The organism is Scytonema sp. HK-05, assembly GCF_963872035.1.
Taxonomy (GTDB): Bacteria; Cyanobacteriota; Cyanobacteriia; order Cyanobacteriales; family Nostocaceae; genus Kalymmatonema.
Genome location: NZ_CAWMYC010000169.1, coordinates 37,948 through 64,307 on the forward strand (window position 1 = coordinate 37,948; position 26,360 = coordinate 64,307).

At 43.8% G+C, this 26,360-nt stretch carries 18 protein-coding genes; 10 read left to right on the top strand and 8 right to left on the bottom strand.

The annotated features are described in order from the left end of the window. Positions 1-272: 272 nt before the first annotated feature. Entirely contained in the window at positions 273-1,526 is a 1,254-nt protein-coding gene (locus AACT52_RS39100; RefSeq protein WP_073628937.1) for a damage-control phosphatase ARMT1 family protein, read from the top strand. Here the strand turns inward: AACT52_RS39100 and AACT52_RS41690 are convergent. From AACT52_RS41690 to AACT52_RS39115, 4 genes are all read right to left on the bottom strand, one after another. After that, complete coding sequence (locus tag AACT52_RS41690; RefSeq protein WP_073628727.1) at positions 1,449-1,637, bottom strand: MFS transporter; 189 nt, start codon at positions 1,635-1,637, stop codon at positions 1,449-1,451. The genes AACT52_RS39100 and AACT52_RS41690 overlap by 78 nt on opposite strands. A 75-nt stretch (positions 1,638-1,712) precedes the next feature. Beyond that, the gene (locus tag AACT52_RS39105; protein WP_073628729.1) at positions 1,713-4,238 is read right to left on the bottom strand and encodes a sensor domain-containing diguanylate cyclase; all 2,526 of its coding nucleotides are present in this window, start codon (positions 4,236-4,238) and stop codon (positions 1,713-1,715) included. 279 nt (positions 4,239-4,517) lie between these two features. After that, positions 4,518-4,775, bottom strand: coding sequence for a helix-turn-helix domain-containing protein (locus AACT52_RS39110; RefSeq protein ID WP_073628731.1), 258 nt, complete (start codon positions 4,773-4,775; stop codon positions 4,518-4,520). Positions 4,776-5,337: 562 nt separating this feature from the next. Next, positions 5,338-6,225, bottom strand: coding sequence for an NAD(P)-dependent oxidoreductase (locus AACT52_RS39115; protein WP_073628733.1), 888 nt, complete (start codon positions 6,223-6,225; stop codon positions 5,338-5,340). 321 nt (positions 6,226-6,546) lie between these two features. On the opposite strand from AACT52_RS39115, the gene AACT52_RS39120 reads away from it, so the two are divergent. Further along, positions 6,547-6,939 carry a hypothetical protein gene (locus AACT52_RS39120; RefSeq protein ID WP_158054544.1) on the top strand — a complete coding sequence of 131 codons (393 nt, stop codon included), beginning with the start codon at positions 6,547-6,549 and terminating at the stop codon, positions 6,937-6,939. Between the two features lie 170 nt (positions 6,940-7,109). Then, positions 7,110-9,752, top strand: coding sequence for a tetratricopeptide repeat protein (locus tag AACT52_RS39125; RefSeq protein WP_073628735.1), 2,643 nt, complete (start codon positions 7,110-7,112; stop codon positions 9,750-9,752). Positions 9,753-10,008: 256 nt separating this feature from the next. Here the strand turns inward: AACT52_RS39125 and AACT52_RS39130 are convergent, their stop codons facing one another. After that, complete coding sequence (locus AACT52_RS39130) at positions 10,009-10,386, bottom strand: DUF6632 domain-containing protein (RefSeq protein WP_073628737.1); 378 nt, start codon at positions 10,384-10,386, stop codon at positions 10,009-10,011. A 398-nt stretch (positions 10,387-10,784) separates the two neighbouring features. Between AACT52_RS39130 and AACT52_RS39135 the strand changes: the two genes are divergently transcribed. After that, complete coding sequence (locus AACT52_RS39135; protein ID WP_073628941.1) at positions 10,785-11,159, top strand: hypothetical protein; 375 nt, start codon at positions 10,785-10,787, stop codon at positions 11,157-11,159. A gap of 288 nt (positions 11,160-11,447) precedes the next feature. Here AACT52_RS39135 and AACT52_RS39140 read toward each other — a convergent pair whose 3' ends face one another. Next, entirely contained in the window at positions 11,448-13,175 is a 1,728-nt protein-coding gene (locus AACT52_RS39140; RefSeq protein WP_233153826.1) for a purple acid phosphatase family protein, read from the bottom strand. A 432-nt stretch (positions 13,176-13,607) separates the two neighbouring features. Between AACT52_RS39140 and AACT52_RS39145 the strand changes: the two genes are divergently transcribed. Beyond that, entirely contained in the window at positions 13,608-13,733 is a 126-nt protein-coding gene (locus tag AACT52_RS39145) for a ribbon-helix-helix protein, CopG family (protein ID WP_339375030.1), read from the top strand. Positions 13,734-13,866: 133 nt separating this feature from the next. Here the strand turns inward: AACT52_RS39145 and AACT52_RS39150 are convergent, their stop codons facing one another. Together AACT52_RS39150 and AACT52_RS39155 are read right to left on the bottom strand one after the other, a co-directional pair. Further along, positions 13,867-14,337 carry a DUF3368 domain-containing protein gene (locus AACT52_RS39150; RefSeq protein WP_073628739.1) on the bottom strand — a complete coding sequence of 157 codons (471 nt, stop codon included), beginning with the start codon at positions 14,335-14,337 and terminating at the stop codon, positions 13,867-13,869. Beyond that, positions 14,334-14,600, bottom strand: a complete 267-nt coding sequence (locus AACT52_RS39155; RefSeq protein ID WP_073628741.1) for a UPF0175 family protein — start codon at positions 14,598-14,600, stop codon at positions 14,334-14,336. Before AACT52_RS39155 ends, AACT52_RS39150 begins: the two co-directional genes overlap by 4 nt. A gap of 396 nt (positions 14,601-14,996) precedes the next feature. On the opposite strand from AACT52_RS39155, the gene AACT52_RS39160 reads away from it, so the two are divergent. From AACT52_RS39160 to AACT52_RS39180, 5 genes are all read left to right on the top strand, one after another. After that, positions 14,997-16,358, top strand: coding sequence for an NAD(P)/FAD-dependent oxidoreductase (locus AACT52_RS39160; RefSeq protein ID WP_073628743.1), 1,362 nt, complete (start codon positions 14,997-14,999; stop codon positions 16,356-16,358). A 954-nt stretch (positions 16,359-17,312) separates the two neighbouring features. Then, a complete protein-coding gene (locus AACT52_RS39165) occupies positions 17,313-18,599 on the top strand; it encodes an FAD-binding oxidoreductase (protein ID WP_073628745.1) in 1,287 nt (428 codons plus the stop codon). A 79-nt stretch (positions 18,600-18,678) separates the two neighbouring features. Next, positions 18,679-20,034, top strand: coding sequence for a (Fe-S)-binding protein (locus AACT52_RS39170; protein WP_073628747.1), 1,356 nt, complete (start codon positions 18,679-18,681; stop codon positions 20,032-20,034). Between the two features lie 148 nt (positions 20,035-20,182). Beyond that, positions 20,183-21,484, top strand: a complete 1,302-nt coding sequence (locus AACT52_RS39175; protein WP_073628749.1) for a P-loop NTPase fold protein — start codon at positions 20,183-20,185, stop codon at positions 21,482-21,484. Continuing rightward, positions 21,484-26,256: an nSTAND1 domain-containing NTPase gene (locus AACT52_RS39180; protein WP_073628751.1), complete on the top strand. Its 4,773-nt coding sequence runs from the start codon at positions 21,484-21,486 to the stop codon at positions 26,254-26,256. Before AACT52_RS39175 ends, AACT52_RS39180 begins: the two co-directional genes overlap by 1 nt. Positions 26,257-26,360: the final 104 nt, after the last annotated feature.

Genomic DNA, 26,360 nt, shown 5'->3' on the forward strand with positions numbered 1-26,360 from the left:
TTTTCGCAACAAGAACCAGGGCAAAATGCCCAGAAGACCGTTTGTGTATCATCCAAACCTATCTTCAAACCCTGTAGAGACGTTGCATGCAACGTCTCTACAACCCACCAGAATTAATGCGACAGACCACTAGGACGCGCTTCGCATCGCTCCTTTGGTCAACTAAACGACCGCCTCAGTTGTACATTTATAAACTGAATGTTAAATTTGTAGAGTTCGTTAACAAAATATCGCACTATTTGAAAGTGGTGCTTTATCGCAAAGAAAAGTTAGTGAAACAGAAATCCGGCATTCCTAAATTACCCTTACCACCGTCATTGGTGGGTGCAGAAGTTGGGACTTTTACTGAGTTTACAGTCACTCAACGGATGCCCAGTATTGCCCGTAAAGTCATCGTTGAAAATAAGTTTCCAGCCAATATTAATGACAGCTTGGAAAAACTAGCTAGTGAACTGTCATCAGGATATTTACCACTTCTTGTAGATGACACTGGTGCAGATTTTGCAGCATGGAATAGATATCTAGAACCATACAAGGGACAGCGTTGGATAGATATTCCCTGGTTTTTTGCTGAAACTTATTTCTATAGATTTATTCTGCAAATTACCAATTACTTTCTCAAGAGTGAATCGCAAGGTGTAGATCCATTTGAATTACAAAAACATCAAGGTTTAGAAACATCCCTGGACTCGATAGTTGCTTTATGCACTCAAGTGAACGCATGGTTGAGTGTATCGCAGCAACAAAGTGAGTCCAAGCAAACAGCTTTGATAGCATTATTATATTTTGCTTTGTGGGGAAACCGAGTTGACCTGAGTCTTTGGTCTGCATTTGAGACTGACAGAAGTCGTTTTGACATTGAAAGCCAACAATCTCATATATTAGTAGATGATGCATCCAAAGTCACTGAATTGTTAATTAATAGCAATTCCGGACGCGTTGACTTTGTTGTAGATAATGCTGGCTTTGAACTTATCTGTGATTTATGTTTGGTGGATTATCTTTTAGGAAGTGGTGTAGCTACTCAAATCAAACTGCATTTAAAACCTCATCCAACATTTGTCTCTGATGCCATGATTAAAGATGTGCATCATACAACAGACTTTTTAGCCGATTCTAGCAATCCACAATTAATATCCTTTGCTCAACGACTGCAAGAATATATTGCATCAAAGCGGTTAATTTTGTGTGAGGATTATTTTTGGACATCACCTTTAGCCTTTTGGGAAATACCCGACTCCCTCAAAAATGAGTTATCTCATTCCAATTTGATAATCATTAAAGGAGATGCAAATTATCGTAGGCTGTTAGGAGATAGACACTGGGATTTCACAACTAACATTGCAGATATAGTGTGTTACTTACCTGCGCCAATGGTAGCTTTACGTACTCTCAAATCAGAAGTCGCAGCAGGGATTAAACCGGAAGTTCTGGAGGAAGTGGTGAAATCAGATTCTGCTTGGTTGACAAATGGACAATGGGGAGTTGTTCAGTTTGTGGATAGTGAACAGTTCATACTGGCGTAAATGATCCACCCAGGACTCAACTATAAACGTCTCCAAGTAACGAGTCAGATCGGCGGTATCATGAAAAATACCCCACCGAATGGCACCATCTCGCAGCCGCACCACTCGCAAAGCATTGATCGCGGCGATAAATTTCTCAGCTTGAACTGGGTCAATGCAATATTCTACCCTAAAACCGGAAAGGATTTACTGATGAACAATGACGCGATCGCGCCCCTCTCGTTTAGCGCGGTATAAGGCTGCATCAGCCGCTCGCAGTACAGCCTCTCCTGTGACACCATGCTCTGGGAACATTGCAACTCCCAATGACAGCGAGATCGTACCGAGCAACTGACGACGATACTCAACCTGCAAGTGCTTAACTCCGTCGCAAATAGCTTGCGCTCGCTCTAAAACAACCTTAACAGATGCTTCCGGCAGAATCAGCGTTAACTCCTCACCGCCATAGCGACAAGCAATATCCGATCTCCGAATATGGCTTTGCAAGAATTCGCCCAATTCGCGCAACACAGCATCACCAGCTGAGTGACCAAACGTATCGTTGAACGATTTAAAGTGGTCAATGTCAAGCATAATGATTCCTAAAGATTTCTTATTGCGATCGCATCGGTACAGTTCTCGTTCTAGGGATTCTTCCAAGTAGCGGCGATTGAATAATCCTGTCAGCGCATCGCGGATACTTTGGTTCTGTAACGTTTCGCGTAGTTTTAAGTTAGCTAAAGACAGCGCGATGTGATCTGCTACCGTAACAGCTAGCTGTTGTTTGCTTTCGATGAATTCTCCCGATTCCAGCAAACTCAAATACAGTACGCCCATTGCTTTCCCTTGCGCCGTCATGGAGATGCATAAAGATGATGCGGGTGCTGAGTCTGAATGGATATGAGAGCAGCGTAATTTTGAGTGCGCTTTTGTTGTATGATGAATCCGACCCCGCCGCAATGCCCAGCATTCATCAGGTGCGAATAATTCCTGGCTAGGAAATGGCGCAGGTCCCCAAGTAGCAACGGCTTCAACCAAATTTTTTGAATCATTAATTAAAAATATCCCACCATTAGTTTGAGGGAATAAAGGTGGGACTAGCAGTTCAAGTGCGCTGTAGGCTTCCTCAACTGTTTTGCAAGCCTGTAAAAAATCGCTCAATTCGCCTAGTTGAGCAAACTCATGATGGCGCTGTTCTAATTCTTTTACCGAACGACTGAGTTTGTCGTTAGCTTCCTCTAGCGCCTCCGCCTGCAAGCGATCAGTAATATCAATCGCTATACCTCCAAGCAGCCGTTGCCCAGAAATATCTTTGTAAGGAAACTTAAAAGACAACCAATGGCGGAGATGCCCATCTGGGTTAGGAACAACTTCAACAAGTTCTAGGGTTTTATCAGCAGCGAAAACAGCGCGATCGTTTTCACGGTACTGTAAAGCTAATTGCTCCGGCCAGACATCAAAATCCGTTTTCCCTAGCCAATCAGCCATCTTTATATCGAAACAGCGCTCGAATGACTCGTTGATATAGACGAAGCGCCCCTGCTCATCCTTCATAAAAGCCACAGCTGGGCTATTGTTCATAAACGCCTTGAAGCGTTCCTCACTTTGCTGTAGTGCCGCTGCTGCTCGTTTGCGCTCTGTAATATCGCTGGCGATGCCCAAAAAACCCGTGATGTTGTCCTCGTTGTCGCGCAAAGCCGTGATTGATAGCAGCACGCTAAAGCAGCTACCATCTTTGCGAATGTAAGTCCATTCGCATTCGTCTATTTCGTCGCGTCGCGCCTTGGCTACAAATACTTCAAATCCAGGCTCAATAGTAGTTCTTAACTCCTGCGATAGCTCTTGCGCCCGCTGCAGTACTTCTGCAGCGTCATGGAAAATGGCAGGCGTTGTTTTCCCTACTACTTCAAAGGCGGTATAGCCCAACCATCGCTCTGCGGCTGCATTAAAGGTAAGGATTGTGCCGTGTGAATTGGTGGAAATGATCGCGTAGTTGGCGCTATCTAAAATCCCTCGTTGAAGTGTCGTTGTCTGTTGTAATGCCGACTCTGTCCGTTGGCGCTCAAAAATTTCTTCTTCTCGCTTTTGTTTAGCTGCTTCCATATAACTGTCAAAGTAATCAGCTAAACCAGGCTCCTCATCAACTAAGGCTTCAAGATGGTCAATCGCTCGCTTGTCTGCTGCTAATGCAACTTCTGGGTGGGCTTCCATCCATAGGTGACACGTCTTCACGTAAGCGATAAACGTGACTAAGTGCTGATAGTTTACATCTCCTAAAAGGTGGCGCAGTTCGCGGCGACAATATGTGGCATCTTTTTCTAAGGAAATAAATATTGCGCAGTAAAGTAAGCTCTCTTCAACTTCTGAGTTGATCTCTACCTCAAGCATTAACTCATTAGAGGCTTGTGCGAGTATATGTAGGTATTTATCAATTTCTATTTCTTCTGTAGGAGACGATTGAAGCAGTTTTAACACCTCTTTACCTTTCATCCCCAAGAAGTGCAACGAACAACTGTGGCAAACCATACAGTAAGGAACAGGACAGTAGCGCGAGAGGTAGGCAGAAAGCTTTTCTTTAAATACAGCTGGCAGCGGATTGGTAACGTAGGCGCTTAGGGTCTGTTGCCAAAGATTTTCTAGAACTTGTGGGTTTTGTAGCGCTGGGCTAAAAAAAGGAGGAAAAAAGCCGAATTTTGCCTCAATTTCTGTCTGAATTTGTTCGCTAGTTCGCATGGATTAACTCTACCTGTGTTTAAGGATTGCCATCAAGAATTTTGAAATCTATATTTAGCAATCCTTTGAATCAATTCAGGTTTGAAAACTCTTTAGTAAAATTGCATGAAATATCATAATTTAAGCTTATTATTTCCCTGCTTGGAATCCAAAAAATATTTTATCTTTGCTTTTTTAAGTCAAGTTAAGTTGCCTAAAAAATCCGCTTAATTCAGTGTTAGGCTGTATTAATAACTCTGAAGAATAAATGGAATTGAAGCTACTATTCTTTGCAATAAATTAAGAATAAAACTGCTTGTTTTCTTGAAAATTGAGATTTTGACCGTACAAGTCTCTATGCTTTAGCATCTCCTCAATTTTCTGCATGGCTAATGGTGAAGGTTTCGTGTGTCCGTTCTCCCAACGGTTTATCGTGGGATACGTCACGCCCAATTTGACAGCAAACTTTTCTTGTGTTAGCCCAGTTTCTAACCGGAGTTCCCGAATTAGTTTACCAATTTGTGGCTGATTTATGACTAGCGGTCTTTCAATAATCATCTGAAATTGCCCTAGAGCTTACAAGCTGATTAACAAGCGATATATCATCTGCTATAGCCTAACTACTCTAGAGGTTGGTTGGTAACCGTAAAAACTAGGAATTAAATTAAGGCTTCAGTGAATTTACTAGTAAAATCACTGAATATCAGAATGGTCTTTCGTTGTAGTTACGGTTGCGCTTTTATTTAATACCGGTCAAAAGGGTGATTTTCTGGCTTTACCCTCTCACTGGCGATGGCGCAGAGCGCCCGCTTCGCGATCGCACGGAGTGCCCGTTTCGCTCCGGGGCAAAGCCCCGCATAAGGCGATGGCGCAGAGCGCCCGCTTCGCGATCGCACAGTTGAGTACGATCACACTCAGCAGATGATGACGGATTTCAATCACGAACCACAAACAAAGCCGTTGTGAAACGAGCGTCGATTAACGCTTTGCAGATACCGTTGGTGTGAATTGTGCAAACAGATTCAACTAGTTAGCCTTTTTGTTCCAACCTTTGCCCTAAGACAGATTTTGTTTTATTGGCTATACTTTTTGATGTTATCTTGATAACAATGATTTGTAATTATGGTTCAATAGTTACTCCCGCTTCTAATTCCAGCGCTTTAATCAGGGCAGACGCATTTTCTTCTCCCCATCCTTGATTAACCGCTGTTTTGATAGTTTCTCTGACAATTGCGGCAGCAGGCGTGGGAGAATTCAAATCTTGGGCAAATCGAGCAATCAAGTTGGCATCTTTGAGCATGTGTTTTAATGCGAAACTTGGTGTAAAATCGCGCTCCACCAGCATCTTGCCTATACCGTCAAAAATCGGAGAGCGAAAATCCACCACATGCAACACATCGAGAACGTCTTTTGGATTCAGCCCGGCTTTAGTTGCCAGAATCATCGCTTCCCCTAACGCTTCGATTTGCGTTGCCACAATCGAGTTACCGATGAGTTTCATTGATGCGCCTTTGCCAGTGTCGCCGAGGTAATGTATTGTTTCGCTTAACGGCTCTAAAATTGGTTTGACTTTCTCAAATACGTGCCGTTTACCACCGACGACAATCCACAATCCCCCGGCTGCGGATTCGTTTTTACTACCGAAAACGGGAGCATCAAGAAATTCAACTTGCTTTTCGGCATAAGCTGCAGCTTGTCGGCGGGATGTGTCAGGATGAACTGTACTCATGTCGATCGCGATTTGTGGCGATTGCACATTCGATAAAATGCCATCTTGCCCAAAAACAACCTCTTCAACTGCGTTGTCATTCGCAAGACAGTACATAATCGCCTCAGCATTTTCAACGGCTTTTGCAGGTGTTTGAGCTTGTGTTGCACCTTGTTCAACCAGAGGCTTACAGGATTCTGGGTTGCGATTCCAAACCGTGACATCATACCCCGCTTTCAGCAAGTTGGTTGCCATACCACTGCCCATGATGCCAAGTCCTAAATATGCAATGCGTTTCATAATGATGTCTTAGTTGAAGGAAGTTTCTAACGATACTTTTGGCACAGACAAAGCGTGTCAAAGTCAACCTGTTTGTACTCTCCCTTCACATCATCGAAACTTTGAGGATAAATTCATCTTCCAATCGATAGACTCAGCAGCAATCAAAACCGGGATAGCAGTAAATCCCCTGGCTTTTTGGGAAAATGCATCGAGTGAAGTGACACAAAATTTGATTTTCAGGGGATATGCGTAACTCACACCTGCAAAATTGCGATCGCTATTTCGGCTGCTTCAGTTTTTTGGCGATGCCTGCGGCGGGCTACGCCAACGCATTGATTGATGCGTTATGCACTATTCGGCATTGCAGTTTATCAGAGATGCGAACTGCCGAAGGCGGCAGTGCTAAGCCCAAGGGCACGCTCCGCGACTGAAGCAGCCTGTCCGCAGGACTTACGCTATCGCGCTAACGTTAAAGATCCACGGCAGCAAATATCTTTTAACGTTGACTACTTAGTTTCTTCCTTTGTTGGGCGCACCATTACAGGCACTAAACTTTTAACTAAACCCGTAATCGCCACAATCACAGAGGCAATTCCCCCAATCGACAATGAAATTAAAATTGCCACCGAGAGGATGATTTCAGTGGGGCTATATCCATCTCGCATCCAAGTAGATGGATTCTCTACCGATGTTGGCGAGGCGGGGATTAATTGCGAAGTTTGGGTAGTTTGATTGGAGTTAACTGGAGTTGTTAAGACAGTTTTCATGGCTCGAACCTCTTCTAAATGTTTCATATGTAAATCGTATTTCTGCCAGAAGAAGAGGAGATTCCCTAGAAATAGAAACTTAAGTAGAAAAAAGTAGAATTAAGTAGAATCGAGAAGAAATCTCACAAGCTGTCTATGCAATGGCGTGATTTTCTAGAACAAGAAGCCGCGACTCATGACTTATCCTCGGAGGAAAAGGCAGCTTTTGTAGAGCGGTTGAAGACTGAAAACTCAACTAATAGTGAGGCAAAAGTTGCCAGCGACTTGAAGATCAGTCCTGCTAGTGTTAAAAAGTGGATGACTGAGGTTTATAAAAAGTTCGCCCAGAGTTATCCTGAGTTAGCCAATTCTCAAAGCCGGGGTAAGCTGGAAAAGTTACGAGCTTGCTTGAAAAAAAAATATAATGGCGGGCAAGATGCCCACCCCACAATTAAAGAAATTCATCAAAATATTCCCCTTGCTGTCCCATTTGAAAAATTTGTGGGACGTGAGGCGGAACTACAAAACCTGCACTCCTCATTACAAACATCTCGGCAAGTTGCAATTGTAGCTGTGGCGGGTATGGGTGGTGTCGGCAAAACTGAACTCGCTACCCAATACGCCAAACAGCATTTGCAGAAATATCAAGGTGGAGTTTGCTGGTTATCAGCACAGGGTATCGATGTCGGAATTCAGATTCTCAGATTTGCTGAATTGAAATTTAAACTCATTGCACCGGACGATTGGGAATTAGCAGATAGGCTGAGATACTGCTGGCAAAATTGGCAACAAGGTGAAGTGCTGCTGGTGTTTGATGATGTCACCGACTACAAAACACAGGTTCAGCCTTATCTACCCCCAGAATCACCCCGGTTTAAAGTATTGCTGACAACGCGCCTGGGGTTTGATAGAACTTTGCCGCAATTACCTTTGGGTGTTCTCAAACCATTGGCGGCGATGAAATTATTAAAATCGCTGGTTCACAGGGAACGACTTAAAAGCGAACCTTGGGTTGCGAGAAAAATTTGTAAATTCTTGGGATATTTGCCTTTGGCGTTAGAGTTAGTGGGGCGATATCTGGATACAATGCCAGATTTGTCTCTAGAAACACTGCTAAAGCGGCTAGAGAAAAAGCGACTGGAACACGAAGCAGTAGCCAAGGCTAACCCATTAATGCGTTATGAATATGGTATCGCTGAAGCTTTTGCATTGAGTTGGGAACAGTTGGATAAAAATGCACAAGATGTTGGCTGTTACCTGAGTTTGTTTGCTTTGGCTGATATTCATTTTTCTGTTGAGGCGATAGAAGATGAAGAAACACAAGAACTCTGGGAGAAAGCTATAGCTGAGTTGCGGAAACTGCATTTGCTACAACGACAAAGTAAAGGAATTTATCGTCTACATCCACTGATTCGGCAATTTTTCCAAATGAAGTTGGATGAGTCAAGTGAGGCAGATAAGGTGAAAACTACTTTTGTCGCGCAGATGGTAGAGGTGGCAAAGCAAATTCCTCAACAGCCTAACCGTGAAGATATTTTCAACCTTACTCCACGTATTCCCCACCTTGCAGAAGTTGCAACCCACCTATCCCAATATCTCAGCGACGAGCATTTAATTTCGCCTTTCACAGGTTTAGGCTGGTTTTATCAAGGTCAAGGACTTTATCCGCAAGCAGAACCTTGGTTGCAGCAGTGTGAAAAAGTCACTAAAAATCGTCTTGGTTTAGAACATCCCTTTGTTGCTACTAGCATGAACAATCTCGCATTACTCTACCATTCTACAGGACGCTACAGCGAAGCTGAACCCCTGCATCTGCAAGCTTTGTCACTGAGAAAACGCTTACTGGGAGACAACCATCCCGATATCACCCAAAGCCTGAACAATCTCGCAGGACTCTACCATTCTACAGGACACTACAGCGAAGCCGAACCCCTGTATCTGCAAGCTTTGGAACTGAATAAACGCTTACTGGGAGACAACCATCCCCTTGTCGCCACTAGCTTGAACAATCTCGCATTACTCTACTATTCTACAGGACGCTACAGCGAAGCCGAACCCCTGCATCTGCAAGCTTTGGAACTGAGAAAACGCTTACTGGGAGACAACGATCCCCATGTCGCCACTAGCTTGAACAATCTCGCAGCACTCTACTTTTCTACAGGACGCTACAGCGAAGCCGAACCCCTGTATCTGCAAGCTTTGGAACTGAGGAAACGCTTACTGGGAGACAACCATCCCCATGTCGCCCAAAGCCTGAACAATCTCGCACAACTCTACTTTTCTACAGGACGCTACAGCGAAGCCGAACCCCTGTATCTGCAAGCTTTGGAACTGAGAAAACACTCACTGGGAGACAACCATCCCGATATCGCCCAAAGCCTGAACAATCTCGCAGAACTCTACCATTTTACAGGACACTACAGCGAAGCCGAACCCCTGTATCTGCAAGCTTTGGAACTGAATAAACGCTTACTGGGAGACAACCATCCCCATGTCGCCACTAGCCTGAACAATCTCGCAGAACTCTACCATTCTACAGGACGCTACAGCGAAGCTGAACTTTTGTATCAGCAAGCTTTGGAACTGAATAAACGCTTACTGGGAGACAACCATCCCCATGTCGCCACTAGCCTGAACAATCTCGCAGCACTCTACCATTCTACAGGACGCTACAGCGAAGCCGAACCCCTGTATCTGCAAGCTTTAGCCATTTGTGAACGTACTTTAGGTGTAGGTCATCCCGATACAATGACGGTTCAGGAAAATTATGCAAGGTTTTTAAGAGAAGCATATCCCTAACGATCGCCTTTTGCACGCTACGCGATGTCTACGACGGGCTACGCCTACGCACCCTTTCTCACAAAATCACACCAAATTGATACCACATAACAGTCGTAGTTCCAATTTTAGCAGCTATCGCCTACAAATTGTAACTTTAAATGGCGATCGCTCCCTCTTAATTTCTTCCTCCGTGTCCTCTGCGCCTCTGCGGTTCGATTCTCATGCCCCCACATATCCAAAGTACAGTAAATAATAGAGCGTAGGCGTAGCCCGTTCATGTACTTGACACTACTTTGCGGGGTGCTAAAAAGCCAAGGACAATTGCTACCAAAAACAATGCTGGAACATCACCAAACAGGTGTCCATGTTCAGCAGGGTCAATTACTGCATGTACCGCCATGATCAACCCGTGGACTACACTTGACCAGACGGTGAACCAGATTAAACTGAGGTGAGCTTCTGGTTGTCTTGAAGCCAACAGCAAAAAGACACCAAGCGTCGCATAAACACCAATGATCATCTGTTCGTATTCGTGCTGACCTGGTTGCCATAACCAGCCTGATGCCCAGACCTTACTCAGCGGATAGATAAGTAAAAAAGCTATTCCAATAATAACCAGAGCAATTCGTAAATAGCGATCACGCTCATCCATTGCTTTAACCTCCGCTATTTTCTAGTGCAGTCTCTACTAACAAAACTGTCTAATTTTGTGATTGTATTCCCACTAGTAACACTTCAGCTTTGGAGTGTTATAAATTTTAATGCTCCTCGTGGTTTAAAACTGATTCAACTGTGAGTGCAAGCCGATGCATTCACAATACAAGTCGATGCATTCACAATGTAAGTCGATGCATTCACAATACAAGCCAATACATTAATAATGCAAGCCAATGCATTCACAATGCAAGTCAATACATTCATAATTCAAGTTAATGCATTGTTAATGCTTACCCTTTTTTTAAACTTGCCCAATTTAAAAACTTTACCTTACTGTTAGTTTGTTTATTGCAATGGGTACATTAAATGTACACTATACCACTGTATACATCTATGACTATCCAAGATACAACACGCCGTTTGCGCCCTCAAACCATTAGTCAAGATATTGACTCATTCCACGGTTTGCAAACTGTCAGCACTTACAACACAACTCGTGCTGATGCCTCTACTGCAAAGTTACAGGAAGTTTATCAGGCGATGTTGATTTCTCAACAAACCGAAACTGAGAAACTCGCTTTATACCGTGCTGCTTCTGATGCTGCGCGATTAGCAGAATGGGAATTTCATAATGCTGTATTAGCTATGAAAGAAGTCGTGCGTGGGCAATATGGTTCAGATAGCGATGAAGCTCAAGCGGTGGGACTAAAGAAAAAATCAGATCGCAAACGTCCTTCTCGTAAAAAGCCAGTTGCTAGTGCAAGTTAATCAACTTTGGTTGAATTTGAAAATCGGCGATGCCCCAGCTATATCACAATACGGTTCAGATAAGACCAGAACCCTTATCAAGAACACAATGTAGAGACGCGACGCCAGTCGCCTGCGGAGGGAGACCCTCCTGCAGCGCTGGCTCGCCATGGCGCGTCTCTACACACATGATTTTTTACGCATCAACCTTAACTGAACGGTATTGTAACGCACCGAAATCAACGGTGCGTTGCGCTGCGCTCTAACGCACCCTACAAAGTTAAGATTTACTTTATAAATGGTCTGTTACTATCTCAGTTGTAACAGCTGAAACTCATCAAACTTCACCACCTTTGAATTCGGCTGACTTGTATCAAAACGATAACTGCTGACTGTACCCGTACCCGTATCAAAAATGCTAAAAGCTGTAATGTCATTACTGGCAATATAAGGCATCGGTTTACCATCTTTACCTGGCAAAGGAGCGATCGCTGGTACAACTGGTTCTAATCCATTGGGATCACCAAGTGCAGCATAATCCTTTTTGTCTTTAGGCGGTACTGGTCGTTTATCACCACTTAAGAAAGCACCGTAAGTATTGCCAACATTAGATGTTTCAAGAAAGTGCATTCCCGACGGACTACGAAAGCGGTTCCATAGATGCGAATGCCCGTAAAATACCAACTGTACATTAGCGGCTTCAAGTAAAGGCATCACATCGCGGATCAGGTAGTCTGCTTCTTTAGGGTAGTTGTAACGCACTGCCTTAATTTTGCCATTCGCATCACGTTCAATATTCGGCACGGGATCAGTATAAGCAGGGACAATATTGTCGCCTAAAGAATGCGGCGGATAATGGAACATCACCACCTTATACTTTGCTTGTTTGAACTCAGAACTGTTGAGTTCTTGTGCTAACCAGTTATACTGCTTGCTTCCTTTGGCAATTGGCTCAAAAATAACTTGTCCGTAACCCCAATTCTCTGGATTTTGTAAATCTTTGTCTCTTTCGCGGTACTTTCCTCTCGCTTCTGCATCCATGTTGGGAGTCCGCCACATATTCGCTGCGTACAAAACCACCAAACGCACATCACCAAAACTTACTGCATAGTAAGTTTCTCCACCTTCTTTACTTTCAGGTAATGTGAAAATTTCTTCATAGGTATCAGTATTATAAGAATTATCTTTCAGCGATTTTTCCCCATACAACTTTAAAGCCACTGCACGCGGAAACGCATCATTAAATTCATCGCCTATACCCCCACTCTTGCGAAAGCGTCCCATCACTTCATGATTCCCAATGCTGGTAAACATGGGGGCGTGTTGAATGATTTCTCCACCATTAAAATCTCTTTGGGATTTAGCACGACCTTGCAAACAAGGGAAGAAAGCACCGCCCCTATTATCATCAAACCATTCTGAGGCACGGTCTGCAATATTCACTGTATCTCCTGCTAACCACACCGCATCCACTTTCCCAATTTCCACGACCTTTTGCAGATTTGCTGCTATCATCGGTTTCAACTGATGGTCAGAAGTCAGTAGAATTTTCAATGGTGTTCCTGGAGTTGGGGTAGGTGCTAGAGTAAAAGCATTGCTGCTCACATTCTCGCCATCTTCTCGTACACTCGTGACGCGATAAGGAACTCGTTTACCAGGAGTTAACCCAACAACTTCCGCCTCATGTCGCCAAATGTCACGCGCGACAGGTTGCTTGTAAACTTGCCCGTTTTGCGTTTGGTTTCCTACTCTTGATTCTTGGTCTTCCCGTGTCCGACTGAGTTTGGTAGTATTTGCTGTGGCTGTTTGCTGGAAATTGTCCCCATAAGCAACACTATGTTTAGAACCAGCAAACTCAGTAAACCACACAACTCGCACTGAAGATTGAGTGGGGAGTTGTAGAAATGGATCTGTAAGCAATACAGGCGCGGATGCTAGAGTTTTTTGCCCAGAAAAGCAACCATATACTAGGGTAAGGCAGATAACCAGTACAAATAAAGCAGCTAGTATTTTGCGGCTTGTGAGATATCTCAGCATTGCGAGTCTTCCGGTGCGTCGGTGCATCTCAGTTGTATCTAAAAAAACACAAGGAGCTACAAGATAAAGTCGCACTGTTCCAGATTTTGAACTCTCCACGCTTTGAAAAACGTGGATTCTAGACTGTTGTTGCTTCGTGTGCTAAAAGGCACACAGCGCAACGCTGTCTCGTGTTTTTTAAGCACGTTGACGAGGGTAAGACAGCCCTACCCGCCTCGACCTTTTCAGGCTGTGCGGCTACTTTAGGATCTTCCAACCTTGAAGATTTCACGTATTGAAGGCAACTGTTAGGTTCTTTTCAACACAACTCCATATCTTCAATTGTCATTGTTCAACATGGCATCACTTTTTGTTTTTGGAGTTTTTCATCCTTGTGTTACCATAATCCCATATTAACATATATATGGCATTATGCAACGATACAACTTGAGGTTGTCTGATAAAGAATATGAAGATATGAAAAAGATGTCAGCGCTAACAGAACGCTCAATTAACGATTTGATTCGAGAAGCAATAAGAGAATATGTTGATAAAAAAGAAAGAGAAACAAAGGACTAAAGTCCAAAGAAGTCAGGTATCCCGTCCCTCCTTAAAAGGTAGGGGTTCTCACCCTCCCGCGATGCTTTGATAGTTTCAATACTACTCGCGTTTAGATAAATGTTGATTCGGGATATTCAATAGGCAATGAAAATCACTCCTCTTTGAGAAGCTGCTCAAGTAAACTTGGTGCAACCCAAAAACCAACTTCTCGCAAATCGTCAAAAACTATCCTCAAATCCAGTAAACCAAATTTAGCAGCGTCTTTCAGAATACCCAGGAGTCCAATAATCCTCAAATCACGTTCCAGAGCCACGCGTCTTGCGGCTTTGTCATCCAAGATCACCAAGTCAGCTTTTAGTTTCTCTGCTAATAAAATTGCCTCTCGTTCACCAGGCTCGAGTTTTTCCAGCTCTAGGTTTTGGAGAGTTTCAACGGGTTGAATTTGCAGCCAGTCAGGAGGTTTAGCTATCCAATCTCGGATGACAGATGGTGACTCAGAAGCGTTTAATTCATCAGCCACAGTTTGAGGAATTATCACTACGCCGTAGAGTTCTTGCAATACTCTGATATGGTCAATCAACAGCAAGTAACAAATTGGTGAAGTATCAGATACCACAATCATTGTGCTCTGAACTTCTTAAGGGTTTGAAGATCCTGTTCTAATTCAGCTTCGTCATAATTCAGGTAAACACCCATCCGTTTCAAAAAAGCATGGGTTTCTAGACGTGATGGTAATTGAAGTATCTGCCCTACTTCAGCAGTGCTAATCTCACCACAACGATAAGCATCAGCGACAACCGTTTCTAGGAGCCGACGAGAAAGGCTTCCCCATGCTTGGTTTAGTCGCTGAGCAATTTCATCGGGAATTTCAACCGTTATTTGCATAGTGCATTCAAGCTACAGCTATAAGCTTAGTTCTATAGTAAGCGATCGCCCTACCCTTAGTTCGTACTGCTTAAACTATCACCCTATCGCAATAGAAACCGTGTTTTGTCTCTAAGCTGCATAAGTTGGTGTCTGCTTACACTATTAAAAATACAGTAAGGTTAGCTCATTCATGCTTAACTTCTGTACTTTATCAAGTCAGGGTAATTGCATACAATAAAATTTCTGTCAACGCATAAATCATAAAGAAAAAAGTAATACACATTACATTTTTCACGTGTTGTTCAATACCTTTACATTTCTAAATATGTAAAAAATGAGCAGAACTACTTTGACGAAATTGTTTAAAATTTGTTAAGAAGGATGACAAGCGGTCAATAAAAGGAAATAAATCTTATGGTAAACGCAGTAGAAAATAAGCCACCATCACACGTAGTCATTGTTGGTGGTGGATTTGGAGGATTATATGCCGCAAAAGCACTGACTCGTGCTGATGTCCATGTGACTCTTATTGATAAACGAAATTTTCATCTCTTTCAACCGCTTTTATACCAAGTCGCCACTGGCAGCATATCTCCTGCTGATATTTCTTCACCACTGCGTTCCGTACTCAGTAAGAGCAAGAATACAAAAGTGCTGCTGGGAGAGGTGAATGATATCGATCCACAGGCACAAAAAGTCTTCATGGGTGAGGAAGCGATACATTACGATTCTTTAATCCTGGCGACAGGTGCAAAGCATTCTTATTTTGGCAAGGATCAATGGGAAGAATTTGCCCCTGGTTTAAAAACTGTGGAAGATGCGATAGAAATGCGTCGCCGCATCTTTACGGCGTTTGAAGCAGCAGAAAAGGAAACTGATCCCGAAAAACGCCGTGCTTGGTTAACTTTTGTAATTGTCGGTGGTGGTCCGACTGGTGTGGAATTAGCAGGTGCGATCGCAGAATTAGCTTACCACACCATGAAGGAGGATTTCCGCAACATCGACACTTCCGAAACGCAGGTTTTACTCCTCGAAGGTTTGGATCGAGTTTTACCACCGTTTGCACCAGAGTTATCAACACAAGCACAAGCATCACTAACGCGCTTGGGTGTTACTGTTCAACCAAAAACACTGGTGACAAATATAGAAGGTGACGTTGTCACCCTCAAACAAGGTGATGAAGTAACGCAGATTGCAGCAAAGACAGTATTATGGGCGGCAGGTGTGAAAGCTTCGCCTCTGGGAAAGTTGCTAGCAGAAAGCACAGGGGCTGAGTGCGATCGCGCCGGACGAGTCATTGTTGAACCCGACTTGAGTATCAAAGGACACTCCAACATTTTTGTCGTTGGAGACTTGGCGAATTTTGCCCATCAAAACGGCAAACCCTTACCAGGTGTTGCACCCGTAGCGATGCAGCAAGGACAATACGTTGCTTCACTGATTAAACAACGGCTAAAAGGTAAGACATTGCCACAATTCCGTTATGTTGATTCCGGTAGTTTAGCGGTTATTGGACAAAACTCTGCCGTTGTAGACTTAGGTTTCATGAAATTTTCAGGTTTCTTCGCCTGGCTGTTTTGGCTGTTCGTTCACATCTACTTCCTGATTGAGTTTGACAACAAGCTGGTAGTGATGATTCAGTGGGGCTGGAACTATTTCACCCGCAAACGTGGCGCAAGATTGATTACAGGTAAAGAACTACTGCAAAATGTAAAAGCTGAAAACACCAACGGATATTATACGCCAGTAAATAAGACACAGGCGGTTAATGTGTAAATGTAGAGACGCGCCAATGTGTACATGTAGAGACGCGCCATGGCGAGCCAGCGCTGCAGGAGGGTTTCCCGACAGAGGCGACTGGCGTCGCGTCTCTACAAAATATTAAGGTTACTTATCACAATGACATACGTATCTCATGTATAAAGAGTATTATTTAAACTGAATAGAAATATAAACCCCTAGAAGTCAAAATTGATATTATCGCTTCGTGGTTAATAGTCAATAAAGCTTTTTGAGGAATTAGTCAACCCAATCCCTAATCCCGAATCCCTAGTCCCCTTTACAGTTTTCTTTCTATTGACTCCTTACTCCCTTATTTTGGTTGTTAAACCAGTAAATTATCTTTTGAGGGGGCTTGGGGGAGCTATAAGACCCACGCCCTACCCGTAAGGGAGGCGTGGGATACATGGACTCCCCCAAGTTAATTTTATGGGATTCAATATCCCTAAAATTAACTTTCTGTGTTGGCGACGTTTGCTGCTATTCCCAACAGAAATGATAAAATTAATACACCGTCTAACCAACGGTTGCCTTGACTCAAACGAACACGTCTCCCGCAACGTGGTGAACAGCGCAAACGGCATAAATTGGTCTGAACCGTTCGGCTGAGATCACGGCCGAAGCCTAGACAATTGAAGTTAGGGGGTTCCAGCTAAAAACTTTGGGTGAGATGTGCCCAATTCTGTAGTTGGGTAAAAACTTCACAGTACATAGGTGTACTCCAATTTGTATCAATTGATTGGTAGTCAGTACGCACGGGCTGTGCGGAACGGAAACCGCCTGGGCAATCGGTCTGCCGGGGAGTAAGTCATGAGGCTGCTCTAGGTAAGTGGTGAAACACCCTAGAGGTGGAAACAACCAGGAAATCTCAATCGCGAGGTTGGGAAGCCTACACTTACCCGATAGGGGAGTGTAGGAGGATGTCACATGTAGGGAGTATAAAACAAACCGATGAAAGCGATCGCCTCTTGTTTTGCATCTATCATCAATCAAGAAAATTCTGTCTGTCCTTGGGAAAACATACCAGTCAGTCAGCAAAAATCTATATTACAGGTAATTGCTTCCCCAACGCCTCCCAGTTGTATCGTCTATCCTCACACCACCGAACAGCTAGCCCAAGTCATGACAGAAGCGCATCGCAACAAGTGGCGCGTTTTACCGTGCGGTAGTGGCAGTAAACTTAACTGGGGTGGGTTAGCCAAAGACGTTGATGTCGTAGTGAGTACAGAACGGCTCAACCGACTGATTGAACACGCCATAGGGGATTTGACGGTTACAGTCGAAGCTGGAATGAAGTTTTCTCGTCTCCAAGCAATGTTGGTAGACTGTGGGCAATTTCTCGCTCTTGACCCCATAACACAAGATACAGCAACAATTGGCGGTATTGTTGCTACCGCTGATACAGGCTCCCTACGGCAACGTTATGGTAGTGTAAGGGATCAACTACTAGGTATGACCTTTGTACGTGCCGATGGACAAATTGCCAAAGCTGGCGGGCGAGTGGTGAAAAATGTCGCAGGATACGACTTGATGAAGTTGTTTACTGGATCTTATGGCACATTAGGGGTTTTAAGTCAAGTCACTTTTCGCGTTTATCCGTTACCTGAGGCATCCGGTACGGTGGTGCTAACTGGTGATGCAAAGGCTGTATCCCAAGCTGCTGATACGCTGCGAGGTTCTGCGTTAACACCAACCCAAGCTGATTTACTATCAACTCAACTTGTGTCTAACTTAGAATTGGGTAAAGGATTGGGATTAATTGCTCGCTTCCAAAGTATTCCTGAAAGTGTCAAAGAACAATCAAACCGACTGTTGGAGGTAGGGGCGCAACTCGGTTTGCAAGGGACGATATATTCATCTGTGGATGAAGCTGATTTATGGCGCATATTGCGAGAACAAATGCATTCTTCTCCCAATGATGCAATTACCTGCAAAATAGGAGTGTTACCTACTTCTGCTGTTGAGGTTTTGACTCAAGCCGATCTGGGTTGGATTCACATCGCTAGTGGTTTGGGGGTGTTGCGGTTTGAGGGTGATAAGGTTGATAAGGTGTTGGGGATACGAAATCTTTGTCAAAGTCATGGCGGTTTTCTGACTATTTTGTCAGCACCAGTGAAGGTTAAGCAATTGGATGTCTGGGGCTACACTGGTAATGCTGTGCAGTTAATGCGTCGGATAAAAGAACAGTTTGATAAGGAATATATTTTAAGTCCTGGTCGTTTTGTGGGTGGGATTTAGGAAATGAACCGCCTTAGCGAAGCGTGTCCGCAGGACATAGACGCCAAGGACGCCAAGAGAGGGGAAAAGAAGAAATAATATGCAAGTTTCGGAAAGTTCTGAGAGTAAGAAGGCTAGTTTGAGTGATTTGACTGGGTTTGATGCGAATCATCCGCCTGAACCGAAGTTGATTGATAGTTGTGTTCATTGTGGGTTTTGTCTTTCGACTTGTCCGAGTTACAGGGTTCTTGGCAAGGAGATGGATTCTCCACGAGGGCGCATCTATCTAATGGATGCGATTAATGAGGGTGAGATTCCGCTGAATAAGGCAACTGCACAACATTTTGATTCTTGTTTGGGGTGTCTTGCTTGTGTGACGACTTGTCCTTCTGGTGTGCAGTATGACAAGTTGATTTCTGCGACTCGTCACCAAGTTGAACGCAATTATCCTCGCAGTTTGTCGGATACACTGCTTCGCAAACTCATATTTTCTTTTTTTCCGTATCCCAATCGTTTGAAAGTTTTGCTAGTTCCATTGTTTGTTTATCAAAAGTTGGGTTTGCAAAAACTCGTGCGTGGGACTGGGTTGCTTAAGAAAATATCTCCGCGCTTGGCGGCAATGGAATCTATTCTGCCAAAAATTACTCTAGAATCATTTCAAGATAATTTGCCGGATGTGATTCCGGCGCAGGGTGAGAAACGTTACCGAGTTGGGGTGATTTTGGGATGCGTGCAACGGTTGTTTTTCTCGCCTGTGAATGAAGCAACGGTACGGGTTTTAACGGCGAATGGCTGTGAGGTTGTGATTCCCAAAACTCAAGGATGTTGTGCGGCGCTTCCCGAACACCAAGGACAAACCCAACAAGCCAAAGCTTTGGCAAGGCAGATGATTGATAGTTTTGCAAATACTGATGTCGATTTTGTGATTATCAATGCTGCTGGTTGCGGTCATACGTTAAAAGAGTATGGTCACATTTTAGAGGATGACCCGGAATATCGGGAAAAAGCTAAAGAATTCGCTGCGAAGGTTAGAGATGTGCAAGAGTTTTTGGCGACTGTTGGTTTAACAGCAAAATTGTCACCTCTTGCTGATAAGCCCTTGACTTTGGTTTATCAAGATGCTTGTCATTTGTTGCATGGACAAAAAATTAGTGTGCAACCGCGTCAGGTATTGCAGCAAATTCCTGGTGTGAAGTTGCGCGAACCCATCGATGCGGCTATATGTTGTGGCAGTGCGGGGGTTTACAATATGCTGCAGCCAGAGGTAGCTGAGGAATTGGGTAGGCAAAAAGTGCAGAATTTGCTCAATACTGGGGCGGAGTTAATTGCTTCTGCTAATCCGGGTTGTACTTTGCAAATTAGTCAGCATTTGCGATCGCAGGATAAAGAGATTTCCATTATGCACCCGATGGAGTTGTTGGATTATTCAATTCGGGGTGTGAAGTTGGAATTGTAGACATTGCCCTGGTGCGTTAGGCATTTCTTAACGCACCCTTGTTCCCTTAATATTTATTAATTATTTCCAAGCCAGTCCAACCCGAAATAGCGATTTTTCGCTCTGTATATAAGGGATACGGTCAGGCTATTTTTTTAAGAAAACTATAATGAAGCTGGATTTAACAAAATTCTATCAAGCATGTGACCCCAGCAAAACCCTAGTCGTAGGGAATGCCGAGGATAGGCAGTACTATATCGATTTTTCCTCAGTGCGTGGTGGCAAGATTATTGCGGAATTAGAGCGAACCATCACACGCCTCTCACCTGATGAGCCAACCTGCCAGCTGTTTACAGGGCACGTCGGCTGTGGAAAGTCTACAGAGTTACTGCGGCTGAAAGCAGAGTTAGAGTATGAGGGCTTTCATGTCGTTTATTTCAACTCCAGCGATGATATGGACATGGCGGATGTTGATATTACAGATATTTTACTGGCGATCGCCCGCGAGGTGAGTGAAAGCCTGGAAGCTATTAAAATCAGGGTTAAGCCAGGATACTTTGTTGATTTGTTTCGTGAAATTGCAGAGATTTTACAAACACCAATTGACATCAGCGATGTGCAGTTGTCTGTAGGCATTGCCAAAATTACGGCTAAAACCAAAGATAGTCCTAGGCTTCGTAGTCAGTTAAGGTACTATCTAGAGCCACAGACGAATCGGCTTTTAGAAGCAATTAACAAGGAAGTGCTTGAACCTGCTACAGAAAAACTAAAGTGGCAAGGCAAAAAAGGACTGGTGGTAATTGTCGATAATCTCGAAAAATTGCATAACTCTGTGAAGCCGTCGGGATCTAGTCAGGCAGAATATTTATTTGTAGACCGGGGTGAACAGTTAAAACAACTGAATTGCCATCTAGTTTATACAATTCCCCTGGTCTTGATTTTTTCAAATGTTTTAGGACGACTGACAGATCGATTTGGGGTAGATCCCAAAGTTTTGCCTATGGTTCCTGTGCAGCTACGGGATAGTTCGCAATTCCTAAAAGGAATTACACTGCTGCAACAGATGGTTATGGCAAGAGCTTTTCCTGGTGTCAGTTGGGAAGGAAGCCGTAATTTAATTACGCGGGTTTTTGATAGTCCTGAGACTTTAGAGCAACTGTGCCGAGTTAGTGGTGGTCATGTGCGAAGCTTGCTGATGCTACTCCAAACTTGTCTCCAAAAGACAGATGATCTACCTCTCTCGCGTGACTGCTTGGCAAGTGTCATTAGGCAACGCTGTAATACGCTAAAGAATACAGTTACCGATCAGGAGTGGGACTTGCTGCATCAAGTGGCACAAGAGAAAAGCTTGAGAGGCGAAGAAAGATACCAATCTCTGATACACAGTATGTTTGTTTTTGAATATCGATATCAAGATGAATTGTGGTTTGATATTAATCCGATTTTGGCACAAGCAAAAGAGTTGCAGTGATGACTAACTCAGATCAAACGGAAAATTTTACCGCCTATAACGAAAGTTCATTGCAGGCGCTGACGCGGGCGATCGCGCGTTCTCAAGGACAATTTTCGCTCATTTTGGTGCGCTGTAACTACGCAGTTTTACGTGAGCGCATGGTGCAACGACTGCGGGAGCTAACGAACATTAAGATTCGAGAGCTAGTCCTACCTGAGTCTGTCAAGACGCTTTACACCACCATCCAAGCAAATCTCGATTCAGAACAGCCACCAGCATTGATGGTATTTGGGCTAGATTCCGTGAGTGATATTGATACCGTACTCACTTCTACCAATCAAGTTAGGGAGGAATTTCGCAAAAATTTTCCCTTCCCGTTATTATTGTGGATCAATGATGAAGTATTGCAAAAGCTGATTCGGCTCACGCCAGATTTCGAGAGTTGGGCAACAACAATTGAATTTGAACTCACCACTGATGAGTTACTCAAGTTCTTACAGCAAACTGTAAATGAGGTATTTTCCAAAGTTCTAGAGGTCGGTGCAGACACATTTCTGGACAATGCAGCTCTTAATCTAGGAATTGGTTCACCTTGTAGATTTGAGCTTGAGTCAGCCAGGAAAGATTTACAACGTCGTGGTGTAAATTTGCATTCAGAGCTAGAAGCCAGTCTGGAGTTTGTTCTAGGACGAGATGCTTGCAACTCAATGGAACAATCTCGAGAACACTATGAAAGGAGTTTAGCGTTTTGGGAAAAAAGCGATAACCCAGAGTGGCGAGGGTGTTTACTATTCTGCCTTGGTCTTTGGTGGCGTGCATACGGTGTACTACACCGTTCCCAGTATGAGCAAGCTTGTAGTATAGCAAAAGACTATTATCAGCAATGTATTAAAGTATTCCAGGAGGCTAACCGCCCCGATCTAGAAGCTAAATTTATCAATGCCCTAGGAGAAGTACTACAAAGGTTACACGAGTGGGATGAGTTAGACGATATTGCTAAAAGAGCACAGGTTCTGCATCAGAGCTATTTCAACCCAATCAGGCTTGCTTATAGTTATGGCTTGCTAGCAGAGGTTGCACTGGCTGTGGAAGCTTGGACTCAAGCACAGCAATATACTGAAAAAGCACGGCAAATTTTAGACAGTGCGGCAGAGCCAGCACTAAATTACTGTTACCTGGAGCAGAACACTAGTTTAGCTCAGGCTTGGCAATCGCATGGAGGTTGGTACTTATTATTATTGGCTCAGTCGCAACAGCATCTTGGTCAAGTTTCAGAAGCGATTGAAAACTTAGAAACTGCTAGAGCAGAAAGTAAACCTGAGTATAATGCGCCGATTTACATTCGGATTTTAGAGGTGTTGCGATCGCTTTACTTTACACAAGGTCAATATCTCAAAGCCTTTCAGATTAAACAAGAAAAACGTCAAATTGAACACCAGTATGGTATTCGAGCCTTCATCGGTGCAAATCAGTTGCAGCTACAGCAACAGGTGATTAACACGACATTGCTGCCATCTGCTCAGCTCATGAGCTTTAATCAAGAAATAACTGCTTCCGCTCGTCGGCAGCAAGAAGTTGATTACTTGATCAAAAAAAGAATATGCCGTGACGATCATAAACTGATAGTGATCCACGGTCAATCAGGGGTGGGCAAGAGTTCGATGGTGAATGAGTTAGTCCTAGCGGTAGAATATCCAATCTGCCAACATAAGACCCTACCCGTGGTGGTGCAGAAGGATTACACCAAGTGGCTGCAGGAATTGGGTACAGCTTTGGTCGATGCTCTAGAAAAAAAAGGCATTCTTTTGCCTGCAACTCCAGATTCTGGGGACAATATTGTTGAACAATTGCGAAACCATAAAAATCGCAATTTACTAACAGTTTTAATTTTCGATCAGTTTGAAGAGTTTTTCTTTGTCTGCACCGATCCAGCTCAAAGACGACCATTTTACGAATTTTTGCATACTTGCTTAAATATTCCCTCTGTAAAAATCATCTTATTATTACGGGAAGATTATTTGCACTATTTGTTGGAGTGGGAGCGCCTGACAAATTTAGATATCATCAATAATGACATTCTAAGTAAAAATATTCGCTACTCTTTAAAAGAGTTTTCATCAGAAGATGCCAAATTAAACATCCAAAGTTTAACCGCGCACTCGCATTTTCACTTTGAGCCTGCGCTCATTGATGCCTTGGTGCAGGATTTAGCCGGAGAGTTAGGGGTAGTGCGTCCAATCGAGTTACAGATTGTAGGTGCACAACTTGAAGAGGACAAAATAACCAAGCTAGAAGAATATCAAAAACTTGGTTCTAACCCGAAAGCAAAACTGGTTGAGCGATATTTAGAACAAGTTATCCAAGACTGCGGTCTTGAGAACAAACCCATTGCTCAACTTATTTTGTTTCTACTAACAGATGAAAATGGCATCCGCCCCCTCAAGACTCGTGCTGAACTGATAGAGAAGATAGAAACAGCAGGTTTGCAATTAGAACCCGACCAATTGGATTTAGTTTTAGAGATTTTAGTCGGTGCAGGGTTTGTATTTCGGGTGCGAGAAACACCAGCAGATCGTTATCAGCTCGTTCACGATTATCTGCTGGCGTTTATTCGTCAACAACAGGAACCTGAACTATTAGAAGAATTGAAGCTGACTAAGGAAAAACTTAAGCACTCACTGTTGCAAGAAAAGCAGGAACGCAAGCGAGCAGAGATTGCTGAAATTGAGGCACTGAGTTCTTTATCTCAAGCCCTGCTTTTATCACATGATGAACTTGGGGCATTAGTCGCTGCTGTCAAGGCAGGTAGAAAATTACAGGAGACACCAGCACTGGTGGATATTAAGCTTAAGCTAAGGACAATAGCTAATCTACAGCAGGCAGTTTACGGAATTCAAGAGAAGAATCGCTTGCAAGGGCATAGTGCCAGAATTTTGAGCGTGAGTTTCAGTCCAGATGGTCAGCTTATTGCCTCGGCAAGTGATGACAGCACTGTAAATCTCTGGAAGTGCGACGGTACTCTAGTTAACACCCTCAAGGGGCATAGCCTTGGTGTCAATAGTGTTAGTTTCAGTCCAGATGGACAGATGCTTGTTTCTGCAAGTACTGACAGAACTGTGAAACTTTGGCGGGTGGATGGTACAGAACTGCGAACCTTTCACGGGCACAACGATTGGGTTTTAGCCGTAAGTTTCAGTCCTGATGGTAAAATGATTGCCTCCGCCAGTAATGACAGCACAATCAAACTCTGGAATCTTAACGGCACAGAACTGCAGACCTTGCGAGGGCATAGTGGCTGGGTTAGGAGCGTGAGTTTCAGTCTGGATGGTCAGATGATTGCCTCGGCAAGTGATGACACTACAGTTAAACTCTGGAACCTCAACGGTAAAGAACTGCGAACCTTAGTCGGGCATGCCGCTAAGGTCAGGAGCGTGAGTTTCAGTCCAGATGGTCAGATAATTGCCTCAGCTAGTGATGACAGCACGGTCAAACTATGGAACCTCAATGGCATAGAACTGAGAACCCTGCAAGGGCATAGCGCTAGAGTCAGAAGCGTGAGTTTCAGTCTGGATGGTCAGATGATTGCCTCAGCTAGTGATGACGGTACAGTTAAACTTTGGAGTCTTAATGGAACTTTAGTCAAAACCTTAAAGGGGCATAGGGCTAGGAGCAGGAGCGTAAGTTTTAGTCCAGGTGGTCAGATGCTTGCCTCTGCTAGTGATGACAATACAGTAAAACTTTGGAGCCTCGATAGTATAGAAAAGCCAACTCACCAAGGACATAGTGCTAGAGTCAGTTGCGTAAGTTTCAGCCCTAATGGGCAGATGCTTGCCTCTGCTAGTGAGGACAAAACAGTAAAACTGTGGAATATCGAGGGCAAAGAACTACAAACCTTAGTCGGGCATAGTGACTGGGTTAGGAGCGTGAGTTTCAGCCCCAATGGGCAGATGATTGCCTCAGCCAGTGAGGATAAAACCGTGAAACTCTGGAGTCTTGATGGAACGTTACTCAAAACTTTGAAGGGGCATAGCGATAGAGTCAGGAGCGTGAGTTTCAGCCCGGATGGTAAAATGATTGCTTCTGCCAGTGATGACAAAACAGTGAAACTTTGGAGGCTCGATGGCACAGAACTGCGTACTTTCCAGGGGCATTGCAATTGGATTTGGGGCGTGAGTTTTAGTCCGGATGGTAAAATGATTGCTTCTGCCAGTGATGACAAGACAGTAAAACTCTGGAACTTGGAAGGAACCGAACTATATACTTTCCAAGGACATCACAATTGGGTTAGGAGCGTGAGTTTTAGTCCCGATGGTAAAATGATTGCCTCTGCCAGTGATGACAAGACAGTAAAACTCTGGAGTATTGTTGATGGTAGAGAACTGCAAACCTTTCAGGGACATAGAGATGCTGTCAACAGTGTGAGTTTCAGTCCGGATGGGCAGATGATTGCTTCTGCCAGTGATGACAAGACAGTCAAACTTTGGAGCTTAGAAGGCAAAGAGCTACAAACTTTTCATGGACATAATAATTGTGTCAACAGTGTGAGTTTCAGTCCCAATGGTAAAGTCATAGTTTCTACCAGTGATGGAAAAACTGTGAGGATTTGGAAACTCAACCATTTAGATTCTGCTATAGAGCTAGATGCTCTTCTAGCGCGGGGCTGTAACTGGCTATATGCCTATCTGACAACTAACCCCAACATTAGTGAGAGCGATAGCGTTCGCGTAGCGTGTCCCCTTGGGACTCAGCGCTGCTGCTTTCAGCAGATCGCCATCTCTGCGATGATATGAATACTAAAAAGTAATATAGTTCTCTCAATCTACGCCATTTTATGTTATGTGCATTAAAGGTGTGTATTAAATGCATACTATCAAAACATAATGGGAGCGCGAGA

What these genes read in the sequence shown, in the direction of transcription:
- AACT52_RS39125 (WP_073628735.1), top strand. Translation starts at nt 7,110, where the DNA reads ATGCAATGGCGTGATTTTCTAGAACAAGAAGCCGCGACTCATGACTTA.
- AACT52_RS39165 (WP_073628745.1), top strand. Translation starts at nt 17,313, where the DNA reads ATGAAAGCGATCGCCTCTTGTTTTGCATCTATCATCAATCAAGAAAAT.
- AACT52_RS39150 (WP_073628739.1), bottom strand. Translation starts at nt 14,337, where the DNA reads ATGATTGTGGTATCTGATACTTCACCAATTTGTTACTTGCTGTTGATT.
- AACT52_RS39130 (WP_073628737.1), bottom strand. Translation starts at nt 10,386, where the DNA reads ATGGATGAGCGTGATCGCTATTTACGAATTGCTCTGGTTATTATTGGA.
- AACT52_RS39140 (WP_233153826.1), bottom strand. Translation starts at nt 13,175, where the DNA reads ATGCTGAGATATCTCACAAGCCGCAAAATACTAGCTGCTTTATTTGTA.
- AACT52_RS39110 (WP_073628731.1), bottom strand. Translation starts at nt 4,775, where the DNA reads ATGATTATTGAAAGACCGCTAGTCATAAATCAGCCACAAATTGGTAAA.
- AACT52_RS39170 (WP_073628747.1), top strand. Translation starts at nt 18,679, where the DNA reads ATGCAAGTTTCGGAAAGTTCTGAGAGTAAGAAGGCTAGTTTGAGTGAT.
- AACT52_RS39160 (WP_073628743.1), top strand. Translation starts at nt 14,997, where the DNA reads ATGGTAAACGCAGTAGAAAATAAGCCACCATCACACGTAGTCATTGTT.
- AACT52_RS39155 (WP_073628741.1), bottom strand. Translation starts at nt 14,600, where the DNA reads ATGCAAATAACGGTTGAAATTCCCGATGAAATTGCTCAGCGACTAAAC.
- AACT52_RS39180 (WP_073628751.1), top strand. Translation starts at nt 21,484, where the DNA reads ATGACTAACTCAGATCAAACGGAAAATTTTACCGCCTATAACGAAAGT.
- AACT52_RS39105 (WP_073628729.1), bottom strand. Translation starts at nt 4,238, where the DNA reads ATGCGAACTAGCGAACAAATTCAGACAGAAATTGAGGCAAAATTCGGC.
- AACT52_RS39175 (WP_073628749.1), top strand. Translation starts at nt 20,183, where the DNA reads ATGAAGCTGGATTTAACAAAATTCTATCAAGCATGTGACCCCAGCAAA.
- AACT52_RS39135 (WP_073628941.1), top strand. Translation starts at nt 10,785, where the DNA reads ATGACTATCCAAGATACAACACGCCGTTTGCGCCCTCAAACCATTAGT.
- AACT52_RS39115 (WP_073628733.1), bottom strand. Translation starts at nt 6,225, where the DNA reads ATGAAACGCATTGCATATTTAGGACTTGGCATCATGGGCAGTGGTATG.
- AACT52_RS39120 (WP_158054544.1), top strand. Translation starts at nt 6,547, where the DNA reads ATGCGTTATGCACTATTCGGCATTGCAGTTTATCAGAGATGCGAACTG.